The organism is Pseudomonas sp. AN-B15 (assembly GCF_019056475.1).
Classification (GTDB): Bacteria; Pseudomonadota; Gammaproteobacteria; order Pseudomonadales; family Pseudomonadaceae; genus Aquipseudomonas; species Aquipseudomonas parakoreensis.
Genome location: NZ_CP049737.1, coordinates 818374 through 841866 on the forward strand (window position 1 = coordinate 818374; position 23493 = coordinate 841866).

At 59.5% G+C, this 23493-nt stretch carries 15 protein-coding genes and 2 rRNA genes; 13 read left to right on the plus strand and 4 right to left on the minus strand.

Features of this window, described 5'->3' with window-relative positions; translation table 11 throughout:
* The first annotated feature begins 148 nt into the window (after nt 1–148).
* The 8 genes from GTQ41_RS03570 (at nt 149) to GTQ41_RS03605 (ending at nt 15158) form a co-directional block, all read left to right on the plus strand.
* Nucleotides 149–3040, plus strand: a 23S ribosomal RNA gene (locus GTQ41_RS03570).
* Nucleotides 3041–3193: 153 nt separating this feature from the next.
* Nucleotides 3194–3309: ribosomal RNA gene (gene rrf / locus GTQ41_RS03575) — 5S ribosomal RNA — on the plus strand.
* A gap of 153 nt (nt 3310–3462) precedes the next feature.
* Nucleotides 3463–6915, plus strand: a complete 3453-nt coding sequence (gene recC, locus GTQ41_RS03580; RefSeq protein ID WP_047291104.1) for an exodeoxyribonuclease V subunit gamma — start codon at nt 3463–3465, stop codon at nt 6913–6915.
* Nucleotides 6912–10601: an exodeoxyribonuclease V subunit beta gene (gene recB, locus GTQ41_RS03585; RefSeq protein ID WP_047291105.1), complete on the plus strand. Its 3690-nt coding sequence runs from the start codon at nt 6912–6914 to the stop codon at nt 10599–10601. The genes recC and recB overlap by 4 nt, the downstream gene beginning before the upstream one ends.
* Complete coding sequence (gene recD, locus GTQ41_RS03590) at nt 10598–12697, plus strand: exodeoxyribonuclease V subunit alpha (protein ID WP_047291106.1); 2100 nt, start codon at nt 10598–10600, stop codon at nt 12695–12697. Before recB ends, recD begins: the two co-directional genes overlap by 4 nt.
* Before the next feature lie 120 nt (nt 12698–12817).
* Nucleotides 12818–13393, plus strand: coding sequence for a YfiR family protein (locus tag GTQ41_RS03595; RefSeq protein WP_047291107.1), 576 nt, complete (start codon nt 12818–12820; stop codon nt 13391–13393).
* Nucleotides 13390–14658, plus strand: coding sequence for a diguanylate cyclase (locus tag GTQ41_RS03600; protein ID WP_047291108.1), 1269 nt, complete (start codon nt 13390–13392; stop codon nt 14656–14658). Before GTQ41_RS03595 ends, GTQ41_RS03600 begins: the two co-directional genes overlap by 4 nt.
* 44 nt (nt 14659–14702) lie before the next feature.
* Complete coding sequence (locus GTQ41_RS03605; protein WP_174377346.1) at nt 14703–15158, plus strand: OmpA family protein; 456 nt, start codon at nt 14703–14705, stop codon at nt 15156–15158.
* Here GTQ41_RS03605 and GTQ41_RS03610 read toward each other — a convergent pair.
* Nucleotides 15155–16102, minus strand: a complete 948-nt coding sequence (locus GTQ41_RS03610; protein WP_047291110.1) for a LysR family transcriptional regulator — start codon at nt 16100–16102, stop codon at nt 15155–15157. The genes GTQ41_RS03605 and GTQ41_RS03610 overlap by 4 nt on opposite strands.
* A 150-nt stretch (nt 16103–16252) precedes the next feature.
* Here GTQ41_RS03610 and GTQ41_RS03615 point away from each other — a divergent pair, with 150 nt between their 5' ends.
* Complete coding sequence (locus GTQ41_RS03615; protein WP_217325419.1) at nt 16253–17779, plus strand: CoA-acylating methylmalonate-semialdehyde dehydrogenase; 1527 nt, start codon at nt 16253–16255, stop codon at nt 17777–17779.
* Nucleotides 17780–17788: 9 nt separating this feature from the next.
* The gene (gene mmsB / locus GTQ41_RS03620) at nt 17789–18676 is read left to right on the plus strand and encodes a 3-hydroxyisobutyrate dehydrogenase (protein ID WP_041066652.1); all 888 of its coding nucleotides are present in this window, start codon (nt 17789–17791) and stop codon (nt 18674–18676) included.
* Between the two features lie 250 nt (nt 18677–18926).
* On the opposite strand, the gene GTQ41_RS03625 is transcribed toward mmsB, so the two are convergent.
* Nucleotides 18927–19277, minus strand: a complete 351-nt coding sequence (locus GTQ41_RS03625; protein ID WP_003221437.1) for a cupin domain-containing protein — start codon at nt 19275–19277, stop codon at nt 18927–18929.
* Between the two features lie 34 nt (nt 19278–19311).
* Nucleotides 19312–20250, minus strand: a complete 939-nt coding sequence (locus GTQ41_RS03630) for a LysR substrate-binding domain-containing protein (RefSeq protein WP_047291113.1) — start codon at nt 20248–20250, stop codon at nt 19312–19314.
* Nucleotides 20251–20483: 233 nt separating this feature from the next.
* Between GTQ41_RS03630 and GTQ41_RS03635 the strand changes: the two genes are divergently transcribed.
* Nucleotides 20484–21248, plus strand: coding sequence for a sulfite exporter TauE/SafE family protein (locus GTQ41_RS03635; RefSeq protein WP_047291114.1), 765 nt, complete (start codon nt 20484–20486; stop codon nt 21246–21248).
* On the opposite strand, the gene GTQ41_RS03640 is transcribed toward GTQ41_RS03635, so the two are convergent.
* Nucleotides 21238–21552, minus strand: coding sequence for a putative quinol monooxygenase (locus GTQ41_RS03640; protein WP_047291115.1), 315 nt, complete (start codon nt 21550–21552; stop codon nt 21238–21240). The genes GTQ41_RS03635 and GTQ41_RS03640 overlap by 11 nt on opposite strands.
* A gap of 182 nt (nt 21553–21734) precedes the next feature.
* Between GTQ41_RS03640 and GTQ41_RS03645 the strand changes: the two genes are divergently transcribed.
* Complete coding sequence (locus tag GTQ41_RS03645) at nt 21735–22325, plus strand: NAD(P)H-dependent oxidoreductase (RefSeq protein ID WP_047291116.1); 591 nt, start codon at nt 21735–21737, stop codon at nt 22323–22325.
* A 188-nt stretch (nt 22326–22513) separates the two neighbouring features.
* Complete coding sequence (locus GTQ41_RS03650; protein ID WP_047291117.1) at nt 22514–23425, plus strand: LysR family transcriptional regulator; 912 nt, start codon at nt 22514–22516, stop codon at nt 23423–23425.
* Nucleotides 23426–23493 lie beyond the last annotated feature (68 nt).

Below are 23493 nucleotides of genomic sequence, written 5' to 3' on the forward strand. Positions count from 1 at the left end.
TTGGGTATGTGATAGAAAGATAGACTGAACGTTACTTTCACTGGTAACGGATCAGGCTAAGGTAAAATTTGTGAGTGACTCTTAAGAGTTTTGCGAATTTTCGGCGAATGTCGTCTTCACAGTATAACCAGATTGCTTGGGGTTATATGGTCAAGTGAAGAAGCGCATACGGTGGATGCCTTGGCAGTCAGAGGCGATGAAAGACGTGGTAGCCTGCGAAAAGCTTCGGGGAGTCGGCAAACAGACTTTGATCCGGAGATGTCTGAATGGGGGAACCCAGCCATCACAAGATGGTTATCTTGTACTGAATACATAGGTGCAAGAGGCGAACCAGGGGAACTGAAACATCTAAGTACCCTGAGGAAAAGAAATCAACCGAGATTCCCTTAGTAGTGGCGAGCGAACGGGGACTAGCCCTTAAGTGGCTTTGAGATTAGCGGAACGCTCTGGAAAGTGCGGCCATAGTGGGTGATAGCCCTGTACGCGAAAGTCTCTTAGTCATGAAATCGAGTAGGACGGAGCACGAGAAACTTTGTCTGAATATGGGGGGACCATCCTCCAAGGCTAAATACTACTGACTGACCGATAGTGAACTAGTACCGTGAGGGAAAGGCGAAAAGAACCCCGGAGAGGGGAGTGAAATAGATCCTGAAACCGTATGCGTACAAGCAGTGGGAGCAGACTTTGTTCTGTGACTGCGTACCTTTTGTATAATGGGTCAGCGACTTATTTTCAGTGGCGAGCTTAACCGAATAGGGGAGGCGTAGCGAAAGCGAGTCTTAATAGGGCGTCTAGTCGCTGGGAATAGACCCGAAACCGGGCGATCTATCCATGGGCAGGTTGAAGGTTAGGTAACACTGACTGGAGGACCGAACCGACTACCGTTGAAAAGTTAGCGGATGACCTGTGGATCGGAGTGAAAGGCTAATCAAGCTCGGAGATAGCTGGTTCTCCTCGAAAGCTATTTAGGTAGCGCCTCATGTATCACTGTAGGGGGTAGAGCACTGTTTCGGCTAGGGGGTCATCCCGACTTACCAAACCGATGCAAACTCCGAATACCTACAAGTGCCGAGCATGGGAGACACACGGCGGGTGCTAACGTCCGTCGTGAAAAGGGAAACAACCCAGACCGTCAGCTAAGGTCCCAAAGTTATGGTTAAGTGGGAAACGATGTGGGAAGGCTTAGACAGCTAGGAGGTTGGCTTAGAAGCAGCCACCCTTTAAAGAAAGCGTAATAGCTCACTAGTCGAGTCGGCCTGCGCGGAAGATGTAACGGGGCTCAAACCATACACCGAAGCTACGGGTATCACGCAAGTGATGCGGTAGAGGAGCGTTCTGTAAGCCTGTGAAGGTGAGTTGAGAAGCTTGCTGGAGGTATCAGAAGTGCGAATGCTGACATGAGTAACGACAATGGGTGTGAAAAACACCCACGCCGAAAGACCAAGGTTTCCTGCGCAACGTTAATCGACGCAGGGTTAGTCGGTCCCTAAGGCGAGGCTGAAAAGCGTAGTCGATGGAAAACAGGTTAATATTCCTGTACTTCTGGTTATTGCGATGGAGGGACGGAGAAGGCTAGGCCAGCTTGGCGTTGGTTGTCCAAGTTTAAGGTGGTAGGCTGAGATCTTAGGTAAATCCGGGATCTTAAGGCCGAGAGCTGATGACGAGTTACCTTTCAGGTGACGAAGTGGTTGATGCCATGCTTCCAAGAAAAGCTTCTAAGCTTCAGATAACCAGGAACCGTACCCCAAACCGACACAGGTGGTTGGGTAGAGAATACCAAGGCGCTTGAGAGAACTCGGGTGAAGGAACTAGGCAAAATGGCACCGTAACTTCGGGAGAAGGTGCGCCGGTGAGGGTGAAGGACTTGCTCCGTAAGCTCATGCCGGTCGAAGATACCAGGCCGCTGCGACTGTTTATTAAAAACACAGCACTCTGCAAACACGAAAGTGGACGTATAGGGTGTGACGCCTGCCCGGTGCCGGAAGGTTAATTGATGGGGTTAGCTAACGCGAAGCTCTTGATCGAAGCCCCGGTAAACGGCGGCCGTAACTATAACGGTCCTAAGGTAGCGAAATTCCTTGTCGGGTAAGTTCCGACCTGCACGAATGGCGTAACGATGGCGGCGCTGTCTCCACCCGAGACTCAGTGAAATTGAAATCGCTGTGAAGATGCAGTGTATCCGCGGCTAGACGGAAAGACCCCGTGAACCTTTACTATAGCTTTGCACTGGACTTTGAATTTGCTTGTGTAGGATAGGTGGGAGGCTTTGAAGCGTGGACGCCAGTTCGCGTGGAGCCATCCTTGAAATACCACCCTGGCAACTTTGAGGTTCTAACTCAGGTCCGTTATCCGGATCGAGGACAGTGTATGGTGGGTAGTTTGACTGGGGCGGTCTCCTCCTAAAGAGTAACGGAGGAGTACGAAGGTGCGCTCAGACCGGTCGGAAATCGGTCGTAGAGTATAAAGGCAAAAGCGCGCTTGACTGCGAGACAGACACGTCGAGCAGGTACGAAAGTAGGTCTTAGTGATCCGGTGGTTCTGTATGGAAGGGCCATCGCTCAACGGATAAAAGGTACTCCGGGGATAACAGGCTGATACCGCCCAAGAGTTCATATCGACGGCGGTGTTTGGCACCTCGATGTCGGCTCATCACATCCTGGGGCTGAAGCCGGTCCCAAGGGTATGGCTGTTCGCCATTTAAAGTGGTACGCGAGCTGGGTTTAGAACGTCGTGAGACAGTTCGGTCCCTATCTGCCGTGGACGTTTGAGATTTGAGAGGGGCTGCTCCTAGTACGAGAGGACCGGAGTGGACGAACCTCTGGTGTTCCGGTTGTCACGCCAGTGGCATTGCCGGGTAGCTATGTTCGGGAAAGATAACCGCTGAAAGCATCTAAGCGGGAAACTTGCCTCAAGATGAGATCTCACTGGAACCTTGAGTTCCCTGAAGGGCCGTCGAAGACTACGACGTTGATAGGTTGGGTGTGTAAGCGCTGTGAGGCGTTGAGCTAACCAATACTAATTGCCCGTGAGGCTTGACCATATAACACCCAAGCAATCTGAATGCTCGAAAGAGACCAGATTGGGTGTGTGAAGACGCAATGAACCGAAAGTTCGCGCTGCTCACAAAACACCTGTATCACATACCCGATTTGCTGAAGCGAGGCCAGTTGGTCACGAGTCAGTACCCGAATTTCTTGACGACCATAGAGCGTTGGAACCACCTGATCCCATCCCGAACTCAGAAGTGAAACGATGCATCGCCGATGGTAGTGTGGGGTTTCCCCATGTGAGAGTAGGTCATCGTCAAGATTAAATTCCAAAACCCCAATTGCGAAAGCAGTTGGGGTTTTGTTTTGCCCGCAGGAAAGTTCCTACAGCGCGCGGTATGCCCTTCCGGCTGTCACAGCCTGCCGACAATGCTAAGGTTCTGCCCTGGCTTTGTACTTTTCCAAGGAAGTTTTTATGCCGGACGCCCAGTCCCTCAATGCTGCATTCATGGTGGTCCAGAGCAATAGCCTGGACGAACTGCGCAGCCTGGTGGTTAGTGTCATGCGGCGCTATCCATTGGCACCCTTGGAGAACGAAATCGCTCTGGTGCAGAGCAACGGTATCGCCCAATGGCTCAAACTGGCTTTGGCGGAAGACCCTGAGGACGACGACCTCGGGGGATGCGGAATAGCTGCGGCCATAGATGTGCAATTGCCTGGCAGTTTCATGTGGCAGCTTTACCGTATGGTGTTGGGCCGAGACGAAATTCCCGCCAAGTCCCTGCTCGACAAAGCCCCATTGACCTGGCGACTGATGCGCTTGCTGCCGCAGGTTATTGATCGCCCCCATTTTGAGCCGCTACAACGGTTCCTCACGCACGACACGGACTTACGCAAGCGCTACCAGCTGTCAGAGCGCCTGGCAGATCTGTTTGACCAGTACCAAGTGTATCGGGCTGATTGGCTCGAGGACTGGGCCGAAGGCCGGCACCAGTTGCGCAATGTTCGAGGTGAAGTGAAGCCACTGCCCCCGGTCAGTTGCTGGCAGGCTGAATTGTGGCGTGCTCTGCTGGAAGATGTCGGTGAGCAGGGCATGGCGCAGAGCCGGGCAGGTGTTCATCAGCGCTTTATCGAGCGCATAAATGCCCTTGAAAACGCACCTGCAGGACTACCCTCGCGGGTGATCGTGTTTGGCATATCTTCGTTGCCGGCCCAGGTGCTCGAAGCGTTGGCCGGACTTGCGCGTTTCAGTCAGGTGCTGCTGTGTGTGCACAACCCTTGCCGACACCACTGGGCCGATATCGTTGCCGACAAGGATCTGCTGCGCCATCAATACAAGCGGCAAAGCCGCAAGACCGGCATGCCGGTCGTGCTCGATCCGGAAGCGCTGCACCAACACGCGCATCCGTTGCTCGCAGCCTGGGGCAAACAGGGGCGCGACTACATCAACTTGCTGGACAGCTACGATGACCCCAATAGCTATCGTGCGGCATTCCGTGACGGGCGCATCGACCTGTTCAGCGAGACGCAGCCACAGACTCTGCTCAATCAACTTCAGGACGACATCCTCGAATTGCGGCCGCTCAATGAAACGCGTGAGCACTGGCCTGCCGTCGACCTGACGCAGGATGAGTCGATCCGCTTTCATATAGCCCACAGTGCTCAGCGTGAGGTGGAAATCCTTCACGACCAGTTACTCGCCCGCTTCAGTGCCAATCCCCATCTACGCCCGCGCGATGTAATCGTGATGGTGCCGGATATCGATAGCTATGCGCCCCATATTCGGGCGGTGTTCGGGCAACTGGATCGGCATGATCCTCGCTTTATTCCATTTACCTTGGCCGATCAGGGCCAGCGCGGTCGCGATCCGTTGCTGATTGCCGTCGAGCACCTGCTCAAACTGCCGGACAGTCGTTTCCCGGTAAGCGAGATCCTCGACCTGCTCGACGTTCCTGCATTGCGCGCCCGCTTTGGCGTTCAGGAACGCGACTTACCTACGCTGCATCGCTGGATCGAAGGCGCAGGGGTGCGCTGGGGAATGAACGCTGAACAACGTGCCGGACTGGGCTTGCCAGATGAGCTTGAGCAAAACAGCTGGCATTTCGGCCTGCGACGGATGTTGCTTGGATACGCCGTAGGCAGCTCCAACGCCTGCGCAGGTATCGAGCCTTACGATGAAATCGGCGGTCTGGATGCTGCGTTGATCGGGCCGCTGGTTGCCCTGCTTGATGCATTGGAGCTGGCCCATCACGAGCTCAATGAGGCTGCTCAGCCCAAGGCGTGGGGCCTGCGGCTGCAGATTCTGATGCAACTATTCTTCAAGGCCAGTAACGAGCACGACGATTATCTGCTCACGCAGCTTGAGGAGCTGCGCGAGACCTGGCTGCAGACCTGCGAATCGGTGGGGTTGGTAGATGAGTTGCCGCTGACAGTAGTTCGGGAGGCCTGGCTCGCGGGTCTGGATCAGGGGCGTCTGTCCCAGCGCTTTCTGGCCGGCGCAGTAAATTTTTGCACACTGATGCCCATGCGGGCGATCCCGTTCAAGCTCGTCTGTTTGCTGGGGATGAACGATGGCGATTATCCCCGGGCGCAACCTCCACTTGATTTTGACCTCATGGGCAGCGATTACCGGCCCGGGGACCGTTCCCGACGTGAGGATGATCGCTATCTGTTGCTCGAGGCGCTGCTGTCTGCGCGAAATCAGCTGTACATCAGTTGGGTCGGACGCAGTATTCGAGACAATAGTGAACGGCCTGCTTCCGTGCTGATCGGCCAGTTGCGCGTTCACCTTGCCAGTGGCTGGCAGTCGCTCGATGAGCACCAGGAATTGTTGCACGCCATGACCGAGGAGCATCCCCTGCAACCGTTCAGCTCGCGCTATTTCCATGAAGGCGACCAACTATTCAGTTATGCCCGTGAATGGCAGGTTTTGCACCAGGTGCATGAGCCACAACACGAAGCGGAGCTACTCGCGCCTTATGTTCAGGAGGAGCCGCTGAGTCTGGCCCTACTGCAGGATTTCCTGCGCAATCCGGTCCGGCACTTTTTCACGCAGCGACTCAAAGTGTACTTTGAGGCCGCCGAGGCGCCCCTGGCTGACGAAGAACCGTTCGTGCTGGACGCATTGCAACGTTACACACTCAGCGAGAGCCTGCTCGAAGCCGCGCTCCGGCAGCCCGATAATGTTGATCATGCGCTCGAAGATCAGGCGCGTCGTTTGCAAAACAGCGGGTTGCTGCCTATGGCCGGTTTCGGCGAATGCCTGCAACGAGAGTTGATCGAGCCGTTACCGGACCTGCTGCAGCGTTACCAACAACTTCTGGCGTTATGGCCGACACCGTTGATCAGCGCACTCCCGGTCAATCTCGAGTTGCAGGGTGTGCGTATTGAAGGCTGGCTCGCGGGTTTGCATCAGCGTGCTGACGGTGGCGTGCTGTCCGTCACTGCCATTCCCAACAGCATCGGTTCGATCAAAAGTCGGAAATGGCATCGCTTGATCAAGCCCTGGGTCAACCACCTGGTGGCCTGCGCCAGCGGACTCATGCTGAGCACGGCGTTGGTGGCGAGTGACGATACGCTGTTGCTCGAGCCGATGGAGAAGGATCGTGCCACTCGTTTCCTTGGCGATCTTCTGCTCGCCTGGCAGGCCGGCATGCGCCAGCCGCTGCCGATCGCGGTCAAGACAGCCTTCGCCTGGCTTGCGCAGACTGATCCGCTCAAAGCCGAAGCGGCTGCCCGCAAGGCCTACGAAGGTGACGGCCAGACCAGTGAAGGCGAGCGCCGAGAGAACCCCGCGTTGCTCCGCCAATTTGCAGACTTTGATGCATTGCTGGCGGACGAAACATTCTCCGGTTGGTGCGACGCGTTGTATCGCCCTCTGTATGAAGCGCCTTGGCGTTCACTGAGCAGCGAAGGGGCGCGCGCATGAGTACCAGGACACCTTTGGCACTGGCCTTCCCGCTGCACGGCAGTCAACTTATCGAGGCCAGTGCCGGCACCGGCAAGACCTTTACTATCTCGGCGCTTTATCTGCGGCTGATCCTTGGGCACGGCGGCGAAGCGAGCGGCTTCGGCCGTGAGCTGCTGCCCCCGCAGATTCTTGTGGTGACGTTCACTGATGCCGCTACCAAGGAACTGCGTGAACGAATCCGTACGCGGCTGGCCGAGGCCGCGCGGTTTTTCCGTGAAGAAACCCCTGCGCCGGATGCCCTGATTGCCGAATTGCGTGAGCAATTTGACCCGGCGCAGTGGCCCGGATGCGCCAATCGTCTGGACATCGCCGCGCAATGGATGGACGAAGCGGCCGTCTCCACCATCCACAGTTGGTGCCAGCGCATGTTGCGCGAACATGCATTCGACAGCGGCAGCCTGTTTACGCAATCCCTGGAGACCGATCACAGCGACCTGCTCGGCGAAGTGCTGCGCGATTACTGGCGACTGTTTTGTTATCCGATGCAGGGCGATGCGCTGAACTGGGTTCGTACCCACTGGGGCGGGCCGGCCGCATTGTTGCCAAGGGTGCGCGGTCTGTTTGGCAGTGAGCATGAAAGTGGCGACGGAAAGGCTCCCGCAGAGCTGATCGACGAGTGTCTGCGGGAACGACGTGCCGCGTTGCTCGAGCTGAAAATGCCATGGCGTCAGTGGGCGGATGAGCTGCTGGTGATCTGTCACGAGGGCGTCGCGAGCAAAGCCGTTGATGGACGCAAGATGCAGGCGCGTTACTTCGAGCCCTGGTTCGAGAAACTCAAGGCCTGGGCGCAAGACGAGTCCATGGAGCAACTGGACATCGGCACTGGTTTTACCCGACTGACCCCTGACGGGATGGCTGAAGCCTGGAAGGGGCAGGCGCCGAGTCATCCGGGGCTCGACGCGATGCCGGGGCTCAAGTCGAGCCTCGACGCGCTGCCCACCCCGGATGCCGCTGTCTTGCAGCACGCGGCGAGATGGGTGGGCGCGCGTTTTGAAGAAGAGAAGCGTCGTCGCGCGGAAATGGGTTTTGATGACATGCTGTTGCGGCTCGATGCGGCGTTGCAATCCGACAGCGGGGAGCGCCTGGCGGCGGTGATCCGCGAGCAGTTTCCGGTGGCATTGATCGATGAGTTTCAGGACACCGATCCGGTGCAATACCGGATCTTCGAAAGCATCTATCGCATCGAAGATAACAGTCCGGACACCGGCCTGTTCCTGATCGGCGACCCCAAGCAGGCGATCTACGCGTTCCGTGGCGCCGATATCTATACCTACCTGCGTGCGCGTCAGGCCACCACTGGCCGCCTGCATACGCTGGGCACCAACTTCCGTTCCAGCCATGGCATGGTCAATGCGGTCAATCATGTATTCGAACGCGCCGAGTCCCGTGAGCAGGGACGCGGCGCGTTTTTATTCCGGGAAAAAACCGGGGAAAACCCGGTGCCGTTCCAGCCCGTTGATTCGCAAGGACGCAAAGAGCGGCTGCAGGTCGCCGGCGAGGATGTCGCGGCACTGAATGTCTGGCACCTGTCGACGGACCAGCCGCTGTCAGGGGCGGTCTATCGCCAGCAGTTGGCGGCGGCCTGTGCCAGCGAAATCACCGCATTGCTCAACGGCGGGCAAGCCGGCGCGGCGGGATTTGTCCGGGACGCAGAAGCCTTCCGCGGTTTGCGGCCCTCCGATATCGCGATTCTGGTACGTGACGGCAAAGAGGCCCAAGCCGTACGCACAGAACTCGCGGCCCGTGGCGTGCGCAGCGTTTATCTGTCGGACAAGGACTCGGTGTTCGCCGCCCAGGAAGCGCACGACCTGCTGTCTTGGCTCAAGGCCTGCGCCGAGCCGGATGTCGAGCGCTCACTGAAGGCCGCGCTGGCCTGCATCACCCTCAATCTGCCGCTGGCTGAACTTGAGCGCTTGAATCAAGATGAGTTGATCTGGGAAGCCCGAGTCATGCAGTTTCGGGGTTATCGCGAACTGTGGCGCAAGCAAGGTGTGCTGCCGATGTTGCGACGCTTGCTGCACGACTTCGATTTACCGCAGACCCTGATCGCTCGCAGTGACGGCGAGCGAGTGCTGACCAACCTTCTGCACCTGTCGGAACTGATGCAGCAGGCCGCGGCGGAACTCGATGGCGAGCAAGCGCTGATTCGTCATCTGGCCGAGTTGCTGGCACTGTCCGGTCAGGCCGGTGAAGAACAGATATTACGTCTGGAGAGCGACGAGCAACTGGTCAAGGTGGTGACCATCCACAAGTCGAAGGGACTTGAGTATCCGTTGGTGTTCCTGCCTTTCATCTGTTCGGCAAAACCGGTGGATGGCAGTCGCCTGCCGCTGCATTACCACGATGCCTCCGGCAAAGCCCAGGTGACACTGAAGCCTACCGCCGAATTGGTCGCCCTGGCGGATGACGAGCGTCTGGCCGAGGACCTGCGTCTGCTCTACGTCGCGCTGACTCGCGCGCAACATGCATGCTGGCTGGGTGTCACGGACCTCAAGCGCGGTAATAACAGCAGTTCAGTGCTTCATCTTTCGGCGCTTGGCTATCTGCTGGGTGGCGGCGCAAGGCTGGATGAGTCAACCGGTCTGAGTCGTTGGCTGCAGGATCTGCAACAGAACTGCGCGGCTATCAGTCTGAGTGAGTTGCCTCAAGCGACGCAGGAGATCTACCAGCCCGAGCGCAATGAAGCGATCCTCAGCGCCACATTGGTGCCAAAGCGCAAGGCCAGCGAAAACTGGTGGATTGCCTCCTACAGTGCGTTGCGCATCAGTGACGTGTTGAGTGTCGGCAGCGATGAGGCGCCGGACAGTCCGCAAGCGCAAAAGCTGTTTGACGATGAGCGCCTTGACCCGGATGCGCCGCGAGAGCTCGTGGTTGGTGGCGCCGATATTCATCGTTTTCCTCGCGGCCCGAACCCGGGAACCTTCCTCCATGGTTTGCTGGAGTGGGCTGGCGATGAAGGTTTTGCCGTTTCCGGTGAGTCAATCAAGGACGCAATTGGCCGGCGCTGCAATCTGCGCGGCTGGCAGGGTTGGATTGTCACCTTGAGTGACTGGCTGCAGCACTTGCTCAAGTCCCCGCTGCCAGCAGGTGGCGGACAGCCTCCGGTCGTGCTCGAGCAACTGAAGCAGTACCGGGTTGAAATGGAGTTCTGGTTTGCCAGTCACAAGGTTGATGTCCTCAAACTCGATGATTGGGTACGCCAGTACACCCACAACGGTGTGGCGCGAGTAGCCGCCGAGCCAGTACAGCTCAACGGCATGTTCAAGGGCTTTATCGACCTGACCTTCGAGCACGCGGGCCGTTACTACGTCGCCGACTACAAATCCAACTGGTTGGGTGTCGACGATACGGCCTATACCGAGCAAGCCATGGAGCGTTCGATCCTGGACAACCGTTACGACCTGCAGTACGTGCTGTATCTGCTGGCCTTGCATCGGCAATTGAAGGCGCGTCTGCCCGACTACGATTACGACCGGCATGTCGGTGGTGCGTTGTATGTATTCCTGCGGGGAACCCGGGCAGACAGTAGTGGCGTGTACTTTGCGCGGCCGCCACGGGACTTGATCGAACGCCTGGATCGCCTGTTCCAGGGTAAGCCGGAAGCCAAGGCCGAACCCGCATGGGAACAGGGAGTCCTGTTATGAAGCGTACCTTCGCCGATCTGTCATCGGCTATCGACAACCCGTCGAGCCTGACGCCACTGACCAGAGCTTCGGATCTGCTGATCTTGCTTGAGCGCTGGGTCGAACGAGGCTGGCTTCGCTCGCTGGACAAAGCCTTTGTCGGTTTCCTGCACGAACTTGCGCCTGAGTCCGATCCTCTGGTGTTGCTCGCAGCCGCACTGACCAGCCATCAACTGGGTCACGGGCATGTTTGCCTTGATGTGTTCGAAACCCTCAAGGCCCCGGATTTCGCCCTCTCCCTGCCTCCCGAAGGCGATGTACAGAGTGATGTATGGCTGCTGCCGTCGCAGTTGCTTGAAACGCTGGATGGCGCCCATTGGTGCAAGGCGCTGGCGAGCAGTGCGCTGGTTGCATTGACAGCGGACACCCGCGACCCGGCGCAGCAGCGGCCGTTGGTGCTGTCCGGCAAGCGCCTGTATCTGCGGCGCTACTGGGCTTACGAGCGGCGTATCGATGCAGCGTTACGGACACGTCTGGCTCAGCCTGAAACGCCGCCGGATGACTTGCCTCAGCGCCTCGATGAGTTGTTCGGCCCTGCAACACCGGGGGCCGTGATCGACTGGCAGAAACTCGCCTGTGCCCTTGCCACTCGCGGTGCGTTCAGCATCATCACCGGCGGCCCGGGGACCGGTAAAACCACGACCGTGGTGCGTTTGCTCGCGCTGCTCCAGGCGCCGGCGGTCGAGGCCGGTCAACCGTTGCGTATTCGTCTGGCGGCGCCCACCGGCAAGGCCGCTGCGCGGTTGACCGAATCCATCAGCCAGCAAGTGCAATCGCTGACGGTCACCGAAGACGTGCGCGAGAAGATCCCTTGCGACGTCACGACAGTCCATCGTTTGCTGGGCAGCCGTCCCGGCACCCGACACTTCCGTCACCATGCTGGCAACCGCTTGCCGCTGGATGTGCTGGTGGTCGATGAAGCTTCCATGATCGACCTGGAAATGATGGCGAACCTGCTCGATGCATTGCCGACGCATGCGCGTCTGGTGTTGCTCGGCGACAAGGATCAACTCGCTTCGGTGGAGGCCGGAGCGGTACTTGGCGATCTTTGCCGTGATGCCGAGGCAGGCTGGTATAACCCGCACACCCGGCAGTGGCTGGAGTCGGTCAGCGGAGAGTCATTGCACGGCAGTGACCTGCACGTAGACCTCGATGGCTCTCATCCGCTGGCCCAACAACTGGTGATGCTGCGTCATTCCCGGCGTTTCGGTGAAGGTAGCGGCATTGGTCAACTGGCGCGGCGGGTCAATCAGCAGTTGCCGGATGAGGCGCGCCAGTTGCTGGCGGCCGGTCACTACGACGATGTGTTTTCACTGCCGCTCAAGGGAGAACACGATCACAAGCTGGAGCGCCTGTTGCTCGACGGTCATGGCGACGGTCCACAGGGTTATCGCCACTATCTGAACATCCTGCGCGAACAACGCCCGCCAGCAGGCAGACCGCTGGAACATCCAGACTGGACCAACTGGGCGCGGGCGGTGCTGCAGGCGTTTGACACCTTCCAGTTGTTATGTGCCGTGCGCAAGGGACCTTGGGGCGTTGAAGGGTTGAATCTGCGGATCACCGAAACCCTGCTCAAGGCACGCCTGATCGAGCATGACCAACAATGGTACGAAGGCCGGCCGGTGCTGATGACCCGCAACGATTACGGTCTGGGACTGATGAACGGCGATATCGGCATCGCCCTCAAGTTGCCCGAGCGCGAAGGACCCGAAGCTGGCAGACCGTTACTGCGCGTGGCCTTTCCGCGAAACGACGGGCAGGGCGGGGTGCGGTTCGTGCTGCCGAGTCGGCTCAACGACGTTGAAACGGTGTACGCCATGACCGTGCACAAATCTCAAGGCTCGGAGTTCGCCCACACCGCGTTGATCCTGCCTGACGCCTTGAATCCGGTGCTGACCAAAGAATTGATCTACACCGGGATTACACGGGCCAAGCATTGGTTCACCTTGATCGAACCCCGGCCTGGAGTGTTCGAAGAGGCCGTGCAGCGCAAGGTCAAGCGCCTGAGCGGATTGATGCTGGAACTGGAGGAAGGCGCAGTGGCTCGGGAATGAAATAATCTGAAGTCTGGTACCGATTACTGACCGACTGGTCAGACGACGCTGTCTCGCTGGTGTTACTTCGCTGTGCTATCGTTGCGGCATCATTTCGGTACGATCCAAGAGAATCCCTGCATGAAGGTGGCTGTCTGGGCGACAGAGCGCGTGGTTCGCTGCAAGCACGCATTGCTTGTCGGTCTGCTCTGTTTGCTGGCGGGCGCTGCCATCGCGCAGCCACAAACGCCAGCGGGCATGGCCGAGCAACGCGCCCAAGCGGTGACGCAGGTCGTGCTCGGCATTCTCAGCTATGCACGCTGGCCGGTTGAACCTGCGCAATTGCGCCTGTGCATCGTCGGCCCTACCGAATACACCGACGATCTGGTCAAAGGCACCACGCAGGCCACTGGTCGGCCGGTCGTCGTACGCCGACTGCTGGCCGACAACCCGGCGATCGTCAGCGAATGCGATGCGGTGTACATCGGCAAACTCACGGCGGATGAGCGCAGTCGGCTGTTTGCTTCATTGATCGGTCACCCGGTGTTGAGCATCAGCGAAGGAGGCGATCAGTGTACGGTCGGCAGCCTGTTCTGCCTGCGCGTCGGCGATGAACAGGTGTCCTTCGAGGTCAACCTCGACTCTGTCGCGCGCAGCGGTGTACGCATCCACCCGAGCGTACTGCAATTGTCGCGTCGCAAACCGGCGGCGCCATGAAACTGTTCCGTTCTGGAAGCCGCCCGACGCTGGGATCGGTCATTGGCCGTGGCCATTTGATTGTGGCGCTGGTAGCCGTGACGATGGCCAGCGTATCGCTGACCCTGCTGGGCGTTCTCGCGCTGCGGGTGTACGCCGATCACAACTTGCAGCTCATTGCGCGCTCGATCAGCTACACCGTGGAAGCGGCGGTAGTGTTCAACGACAAGGCGGCCGCGACTGAAGCGCTGGCCTTGATTGCGTCCACCGAAGAGGTGGCGGACGTGCAGGTGTTCGATGCGCAAGGTCAGGTGCTGGCGCGTTGGCAGCGGCCCGAGAACGGCCTGTTTACCGAACTGGAAATGCAGATCACGCGTACCGTTCTGGAAAAGCCGGTCAGGCTGCCGATTGTGCATCAGGAGCGCGAAATCGGTCACATTCTGCTGGTCGGTCATGGCGGCAGTCTCATGCGCTTTTTGCTGAGCGGTCTGGCAGGGATCATCCTGTGTACCGCCATCAGTGCCTGGGTCGCGCTCTATCTCGCGCGTCGACAATTACGCGGTATTACCGGACCACTGCGTAGCCTCGCCGCGGTGGCCCACGCCGCGCGCAGCGAGCGCGCGCTGGATCGGCGGGTACCGCCGGCACAGATTGCCGAACTGGATAATCTGGGCAACGACTTCAATGCGTTGCTCGACGAACTCGAATCCTGGCAAACCCACCTGCAGAGCGAGAACGAAACCCTCGCCCACCAGGCCAGCCACGACAGCCTCACCGGCTTGCCGAACCGGGCGTTTTTCGAGGGCCGATTGATTCGTGCCCTGCGTAATGCCGGCAAACTCAACGAGCGGGTAGCGGTGCTGTTTCTCGACAGTGACCGTTTCAAAGGTATCAACGACAACTTCGGTCATGCTGCCGGCGATGCCGTGCTGGTGGCGGTCGCCAATCGGATCCGCGCGCAGCTGCGTGAAGAGGATCTGGTGGCGCGGCTTGGCGGCGATGAGTTTGCCGTGCTGCTTGCGCCGCTGCACAAGGTCGAAGACGCCGAGCGCATTGCCGACAAGATTCTCGACAGCATGGACATGCCCATCGCGCTGCCGGGCGATACCAGTGTGGTGACGTCGCTCAGTATCGGCATTGCGGTTTTCCCTGATCATGGTGCCACGCCAGGTGCCTTGCTCAACGCCGCCGACGCGGCGATGTACCAGGCCAAACGCCTGTCGCGTGGTGCTCAATTCACTGCCGGGTCGGAGAGCCCGGTTGTCAATCTGCAAACCAGGAGCTGATTCCCGTGTTCATTCTTCCCGCTCGATTGTTTTCCGCCTTGCTGATGATCGCCGTACTGGCGCTGACCGGCTGCCAGACCGCACCACAAAAAGGCCTGACCCCGGCGCAGATCGCCGTCCTCAAACAACAAGGCTTCGAGGCAACCGACGAAGGCTGGGAGTTTGGCCTGTCAGGCAAAGTGCTGTTTGGCAGCGATATCGAAAGCCTGAACGCCCAAAGCACCGAAATCGTCGAACGCATCGGCAAGGCCCTGGTGGGGGTCGGTATTGAACGCGTACGGGTCGATGGTCATACCGACGCCTCGGGCAAAGAGACCTATAACCAGCAATTGTCGCTGCGCCGGGCCAAGAGTGTGGCCAAAGTGCTGACCACCGTCGGCATGAAGGAAGAGAACATTCAATTGCGCGGACTGGGCAGCAGCGAGCCGGTGGCGTCCAACAGTACTGCGGCCGGACGCACCGAGAATCGTCGGGTGTCGATTGTGGTCAGCGCCGATTAATCGGCGAACTGCATCTCGCGGGTCTGCCCCATTAGCAAACCCTGATTGCGCTCGGTCACCTCACGGATGTAGTCCCACAGAAGGGTGATCCGCTTTAACTTCCTCAGATCTTCCCGGCAGTACATCCAGAACTGCCGGGTGATGTCGATTTCTTCGGGCAGCACCGGCAGCAGGCGCGGATCCTGCGCCGCGAGGAAGCACGGCAGAATGGCCAGTGAGCGCCCTTGTTGCGCTGCGACGAACTGCGCGATCACGCTGGTGCTGCGCAGGTTCGCGCTGGCGCCAGGCAGCACGTTCGCCAGGTACAGCAACTCCGAGCTGAACGCCAGGTCATCCACATAACTGATGAATTGATGCTTGCCCAAATCGGCCGGGCGGCAAATCGGTGGGTGCTGGTCGAGGTAGTCCTGGGTCGCGTACAGCTGCAAGCGGTAGTCGCAGAGTTTGCAGCACACGTACGGGCCATGCTCCGGGCGCTCCAGCGCGATAACGATATCGGCTTCGCGTTTGGACAGGCTGATGAAGTGCGGCAGCGGCAGGATGTCCACCGAGATTGCCGGGTAGGCGTCGACGAAATGGCTCAGCTGCGGCGTGATGAAAAAGCTGCCGAAACCTTCGGTGCAGCCCATGCGCACATGGCCCGACAGTGCCACACCGGAGCCGGAGACCTGCTCGCAGGCCATGTGCAATGTGCTTTCAATCGACTCGGCGTAGCCCAGCAGACGCTGGCCTTCGGTAGTCAGCACAAACCCGCTGGTGCGCGATTTTTCGAACAGCAGCGTACCCAATGCCGCTTCCAGCGAACTGATGCGCCGCGACACTGTGGTGTAGTCGACGGCGAGGCGTTTGGCTGCGGTGCTGGCTTTGCGGGTGCGGGCGACTTCGAGGAAAAACTTCAGGTCGTCCCAGTTCAGCGACCCCAGGGAGGTGATGTTTTTTTGCATGATGGACGGGCTTATATGTGCGTTCTTATTAGAAGTTTGCACATCTATACTCCAAAAACAGTCCGACAACCAATTCGTGACACACGCCTCATCTCAAGGCGAACCCTTTCGCCTTGGCTCCTACGATAAAAACAAGTTTCGGAGACCAGCATGAACGCATCGCTTACGCCTAACGAAACCACGGTCCAGAAGGTCAAGCTGCTGATCGACGGCGAGTGGGTCGAATCGCAGACCACCGAGTGGCACGACATCGTCAACCCGGCGACCCAGCAAGTGCTGGCCAAAGTACCGTTCGCCACCGCTGCTGAAGTCGATGCCGCCATCCGTGCCGCACACCGCGCCTTCCAGACCTGGAAACTGACCCCGATCGGCGCGCGGATGCGCATCATGCTCAAGCTGCAGGCGCTGATCCGCGAGCACTCCAAGCGCATTGCCGTAGTGCTGAGCGCCGAGCAGGGCAAGACCATTGCCGACGCCGAGGGCGATATTTTCCGTGGCCTGGAAGTGGTCGAACACGCCTGTTCCATCGGCACTCTGCAAATGGGCGAGTTCGCCGAAAACGTGGCGGGCGGCGTCGATACCTACACCCTGCGCCAGCCGATCGGCGTGTGCGCCGGCATCACCCCGTTCAACTTCCCGGCGATGATTCCGCTGTGGATGTTCCCGATGGCCATCGCCTGCGGCAACACCTTCGTCTTGAAACCTTCGGAGCAGGATCCGCTGTCGACCATGCTCCTGGTGGAACTGGCGATCGAGGCCGGCGTTCCGGCGGGCGTGCTCAACGTGGTGCACGGTGGCAAGGATGTGGTTGATGGCCTGTGCACCCACAAGGACATCAAAGCCGTATCGTTCGTTGGTTCGACCGCAGTCGGCACTCACGTCTACGACTTGGCCGGCAAGCACGGCAAACGCGTGCAATCGATGATGGGCGCGAAGAACCACGCCGTGGTGCTGCCGGACGCCAATCGCGAGCAGGCGCTGAATGCGCTGGTCGGCGCCGGTTTCGGTGCGGCCGGTCAGCGTTGCATGGCCACCTCGGTGGTGGTGCTGGTCGGTGCGGCGAAACAATGGCTGCCGGACCTGAAAGCGCTGGCGCAGAAACTCAAGGTCAACGCCGGCAGCGAGCCGGGCACCGATGTCGGCCCGGTGATCTCGAAGAAAGCCAAGGCGCGAATTCTCGATCTGATCGAAAGCGGCATCAAGGAAGGCGCCAAGCTGGAACTTGATGGTCGCGACATCAAGGTGCCGGGCTACGAGCAAGGCAACTTCGTCGGTCCGACCCTGTTCTCGGGCGTGACCACCGACATGCAGATCTACACCCAGGAAATCTTCGGCCCGGTGCTGGTGGTGCTGGAAGTCGACACCCTTGATCAGGCCATTGCGCTGGTCAACGCCAACCCATTCGGCAACGGCACGGGCCTGTTCACCCAGAGCGGTGCGGCGGCGCGTAAATTCCAGAGTGAAATCGACATCGGCCAGGTCGGCATCAACATCCCGATTCCGGTGCCGGTGCCGTTCTTCAGCTTCACCGGTTCCCGTGGCTCGAAACTCGGCGACCTCGGCCCGTATGGCAAGCAAGTGGTGCAGTTCTACACCCAGACCAAAACGGTCACGGCGCGCTGGTTCGATGACGACAGCGTCTACGACGGCGTGAACACCACCATCAACCTGCGCTGAGGACTGGCCATGAAAATCGCATTTATCGGTCTGGGCAACATGGGCGCGCCGATGGCGCGCAATCTGATCAAGGCCGGCCATTCGCTGAACCTGGTGGACCTGAACAAGACTGTGCTGGCGGAACTGGAGCAACTGGGCGGCACCATCCGCGCCTCGGCCCGTGAAGCGGCGCAAGACGCCGAGCTGGTGATCACCATGCTGCCGGCGGCGGTGCATGTGCGTAGCGTCTGGCTCGGTGAGGACGGAGTGCTGGCCGGTATCGGCAAAGGGGTGCCAGCGGTGGATTGCAGCACCATCGATCCACAGACCGCCCGCGATGTGGCCGCCGCTGCCGCCAAACAGGGCGTGGCCATGGCCGATGCACCGGTCTCTGGCGGCACTGGCGGCGCGACCGCAGGCACGCTGACCTTCATGGTCGGCGCCACTCCGGAACTGTTTGCCACCCTGCAGCCGGTGCTGGCGCAGATGGGCCGCAACATCGTGCATTGCGGTGAAGTCGGCACCGGGCAAATCGCCAAGATCTGCAACAACTTGCTGCTGGCGATTTCGATGGTCGGTGTCAGCGAAGCGATGGCACTGGGCGATGCACTGGGGATCGACACCTCGGTGCTGGCCGGGATCATCAACAGCTCCACCGGGCGTTGCTGGAGTTCGGAAATGTACAACCCGTGGCCGGGCATCGTCGAAACGGCGCCGGCCTCGCGCGGTTACACCGGTGGCTTCGGTGCCGAGCTGATGCTCAAGGATCTGGGGCTGGCGACCGAAGCGGCGCGTCAGGCGCACCAACCGGTGGTGCTCGGCGCGGTGGCGCAGCAGTTGTATCAAGCGATGAGCCAGCGCGGGGAGGGCGGCAAGGACTTCTCGGCGATTATCAACAGTTATCGCAAGCCGCAGTAACTTGGACATCAATACTTTTTGTGGCAACGCAGACTTTGTGGTGAGGGGATTTATCCCCGATCGACTGTGTAGCAGTCGCAACCACTGAGCCTGCGTTTCAACTGACACAATGCGGGGGGGGGGCGCTTTGCGCCCATCGGGGATAAATCCCCTCGCCACAAATCTCACAGACGCCACAACCATGGCGTCAGCCAGAATGCAGTAGGTGTTGCCGGGAAATCACGTCGGGTGGTTTCCCGGCTTTTTTGCATCAGGCGAAAACGAAATATTTGCGTACGGTCTCGACCACTTCCCAAGTGCCTTTCATCCCCGGTTCAACCACGAAGATGTCGCCGGCACGCAGGTGAATCGGCGCCATGCCGTCCGGGGTGATGATGCAATAGCCTTCCTGAAAGTGGCAGTACTCCCACTTCACGTAGTCGACCCGCCACTTGCCCGGGGTGCAGATCCAGGTGCCCATGATCTTGCTGCCGTCTTCGCTGGTGTAGGCGTTGAGGTTGACGGTGTGCGGGTCACCTTCGAGTTTTTCCCATTTGCAGGCATCGAGTACCGGCAGCGGGTGGGTGTCGCGCAGAACGGTGATGGGGGCGGTCGCGGTCATGGGAACTCCGGGCAGAGGGATTTGAAGTCGAACCCTATAGCGCCTGCTCGTCGTTCAGTTGTCTGTGCTCGACATCGAACTGCTCAGAAACGCGCGGATCAGTGAGCGCGTGTAACAACGCGCGGGCGTAATTCGGCAACGTAGCGAAGTCTCGGGCGCACAACATGAGCGTGCGGCGTGCCCACGCCTCATTGAGCGCAACCCATTTGAATGAACGCAATGCGGTTCGCTCGACAGCGGCCAGCGGCACAATTGCCAGCCCGACACCTCGGGCGACCATGCGTATTACCCCGTCGAATCCGTCGGCGCGGATACGGATCTGCATCCGCGAGCCGCTGTGCAGCGCTTGTTCTTCCAGATACACCGCCAGCGCGCTGTCGGCGCGCAGTCCGACAAAGTCATGCTGCAGGGCGTCGCTGAAACGGACTGGCGCAGCGTCAGACAATGGGTGGTCGGAGGGGAGGATCAGCACCAGCGGATCGGCACGAAATGGCAGGGTCTGCAGGTCGCTGGTGTCTACGGCGTCGGACACAATCCCGAGGTCCGCCGCGCCTTGGCGCAAGGCATGAGTGATGCGCGCGCTGGGCAATTCCTGCAGGTCGATGTCGAGGTTGGGATGCTCGCACAAAAAGTCCGCCAGTACTTCCGGCAGGTATTCAGTGATCGCGGTGGTGTTGCACAGCAACCGTACCTGGCCTTTGACGCCTTGGGCGTAATCGGCCAGATCCTGCTGCATGCGTTCGGACTGTTGCAGGAGGACGCGCGCATGTTGCGCCAGCGCCTTGCCGGCCGGCGTCGGGCTCACGCCACGGCGCCCGCGCTGCAGAAACTCGGTGCCGAGTGAAGCCTCCATGGCCCGGATGCGCGCACTGGCGGCGGCCAGCGACAGATGACTGCGGGCGGCGCCGGCGGTGATGTTGCCGCTGTCGAGGATGTGCAGGTAGAGGCGCAGGTCGGTGAGGTCGAAGTGCATGGGGGCAGCCTCTGGTCTTCGTGGTTTCTGGGCGGGCCCTATCGCTGGCAAGCCAGCTCCCACAGGATGTGTGTTGTGCACAAAATCTGTAATCCACACTGAAACCTGTGGGAGCTGGCTTGCCAGCGATGAGGCCAGAAGTCTCAATCAAGTCTTCAGCCTCTTGTATTGGCAGAGGCAGCCTCAGTATATGGCAGATTTTCAGCACACCCGCCAAGGCGCACAGTAGCGCCATGAACGCACTCGCAGACTTCTATCAAAACCTCGGCCTGGGCCTATCCTTGCTGGTCATCGCCACCTTCATCATGGCCGGTCTGGTCAAAGGGGTAATCGGTCTCGGCTTGCCCACTGTCGCGATGGGGCTGCTGGGTCTGGCTATGGCCCCATCACAGGCAGCCGCGTTGCTGATCATTCCGGCGACGCTGACCAACGTTTGGCAACTGGCCTTTGGCGGGCATCTGAAAGGACTGATCAAACGCTTGTGGCCGCTGCTGCTGATGATCTTCCTCGGGACTGCCGTCGGCACGTTGTCGATCGGCATGGCGGGCGGGCATTGGGTGGTGCGCGGCTTGGGCGCGGCGTTGTTGCTGTATGCGTTGAGCGGGTTGCTGCTGCCGACCCTGCAGGTCAATCCCCGGCATGAGCCGTGGCTCGGCCCGCTGTGCGGGCTGATCACCGGAGTCATCACTTCGGCCACCGGCGTGTTCGTGATACCGGCGGTGCCGTACCTGCAGGCGCTGGGTTTGCAGCGTGATGAACTGGTGCAGGCGCTGGGCCTGTCGTTCACCGTTTCGACCCTGGCGCTGGCCGGCGGCCTGTTCTGGCGCGATGCACTGGGCAGTGGCGAATTAAGTGCGTCGCTGCTGGTGCTGATTCCAGCGATGCTGGGCATGGGGTTCGGCCAATGGCTGCGGCAGCGCATCAGTGCCGTGCTGTTCAGGCGCGTGTTCTTTATCGGACTGGGCGCACTCGGCGCCCATTTGCTGATCAGCGGCTAGCCGACGAGGCGCTGAGCATGTCGATCCGCCGGATATCGAAATCGCGCTCCAGGTACGTCATGCGGTTGTCGAAAAACTCGCGCATGTGCGGCAGATTCGAGTGCACGTCGAGGTGCGCCTGGCTTTCCCAGATCTCGTAAAAGATGAACAGCGTCGGGTCTTCCTGGTCGCGCAGCATGTGGTACTCGATGCAGCCCGGCTCGGCGCGGCTCGGTTCGACATAGGCGCGAAACAGCGCTTCGAAGGCCTCGGCTTTCTCCGGGCGGGTCTTGGCGTGCAGGATGAAACCGTGGCGTTCACTCATCAGAACAACTCCTCAAATGCAGATGGCAGCCAATGCTATTGCAACAATCTGCGTTCCATTCGTGCTTTTTGATCAAATGTATTTTGCGCCGACGCGGCTTATTCCGCGCGAGATGGATGGTTAACCTGCCGCCATTCGTTTTCCCATCTTTCCCCAGCCCAATGGCTGCGCGAGGCGTTCTGATGAAAAAAGTGTTGTTGCTCAATGGCGGCAAGAAATTCGCCCATTCCGACGGTCGTTACAACGCGACCCTGCACGAAACTGCACTGAGCGTGCTGGATCGTGGTGGCCTGGATGTCAAAACCACGTTCATCGATGAGGGTTACGACGTCGCTGAAGAAGTGGCCAAATTCCTCTGGGCCGACGTGATCATTTATCAGATGCCGGGCTGGTGGATGGGCGCGCCGTGGACGGTGAAAAAGTACCTCGACGAAGTCTTCACCGAAGGTCATGGCAGCCTTTATGCCAGCGATGGCCGGACTCGTTCCGATGCGTCGCAGAAGTACGGCAGCGGCGGCCTGATTCAAGGCAAGCAATACATGCTGTCGCTGACCTGGAATGCACCGCAGCAAGCTTTCGACGACCCGAGCGATTTCTTCGAAGCCAAAGGTGTCGACGCGGTGTATTTCCCGTTCCACAAGGCCAATGAGTTCTTGGGCATGACCGGATTGCCGACGTTTCTCTGTGTCGATGTGATGAAGCGGCCGAACATCGAGAATGATGTGGTGCGGTATGAGCAGCATCTGAGAGAGGTGTTTGCTCTCAAGGCGTGAGGTGATTCATTCGGTGAGGGTTTTAACTGTGGTGAGGGGATTTATCCCCGATGGGTCGCGCAGCGGCCCCCGATCTTGATCTCAAAAAGCGGGGGCCTGCTGCGCAGTCCATCGGGGATAAATCCCCTCGCCACAGGGGTGTTCTCTCTCCACAATGGATTTGTGCAGTCGATCAATAAGGGAAACCCGTGAAAGCCAGATCCGATGAGTTGCAGATTTTCGTCTGCGTGATCGAGTGCGGTTCGATTTCCGCCGCCGCCGAACAGGTCGGGCAGACGCCGTCGGCGGTCAGCCGCACGTTGTCGCGGCTCGAAGCCAAGCTCGACACCACGCTGATCAACCGCACCACGCGGCGCATGGACCTGACCGAGGAGGGCAAGTATTTCTTCGAGCAGGCCAAGCTGATTCTCGATCAGATGGATGCGCTCGAAGAGCGTCTGTCCTCACGCCAGCAAACCCCGTCCGGGCGTCTGCGGATCAACGCTGCGTCGCCGTTCATGCTGCACGCCATCGTGCCCTACATCGACGAATTCCGTGGCCTGTACCCGGACATTCAGCTCGAACTCAACAGCAATGACCTGATCATTGACCTGCTGGAACAAAGCACCGATGTCGCCATCCGCATCGGCACCCTGGCCGACTCCACGTTGCATGCGCGCTCGCTCGGTTGCAGTCCGCTGCTGATCGTCGCCAGTCCGGCGTATCTGGAGCAGCACGGCGCGCCGCAGCAGGTCGCCGACTTGAGTGACCACGCCCTGCTCGGTTTCACCCACAACGAAGGTCTCAATCAGTGGCCGCTGCGTTACGTGCACGGTGACCGTTGGCCGATCACTCCGGCGATCAGTGCTTCCAGCGGCGAAACGGTGCGCCAGCTGGCGCTGGAAGGCCAGGGCATTGCCTGCCTGTCGCACTTCATGACCATCGACGACATTCGCGCCGGGCGCCTCAAGGTGTTGCTGGCGGAGTTCAACAGCGGTTATCGCCAGCCGATCAACGCGGTGTACTACCGGAACTCGCAACTGGCGCTGCGCATCCAGTGCTTCCTCGACTTCATCCAGAGCAAACTCGCGGCGTACGCCAGTGCTGATTTCAAAGGCTGATTCGTGACCCCTGCGCAACAGTGATTTGGTCGAGGGCGGGTTTTTCCATCGGGGTGACCGGACGATAC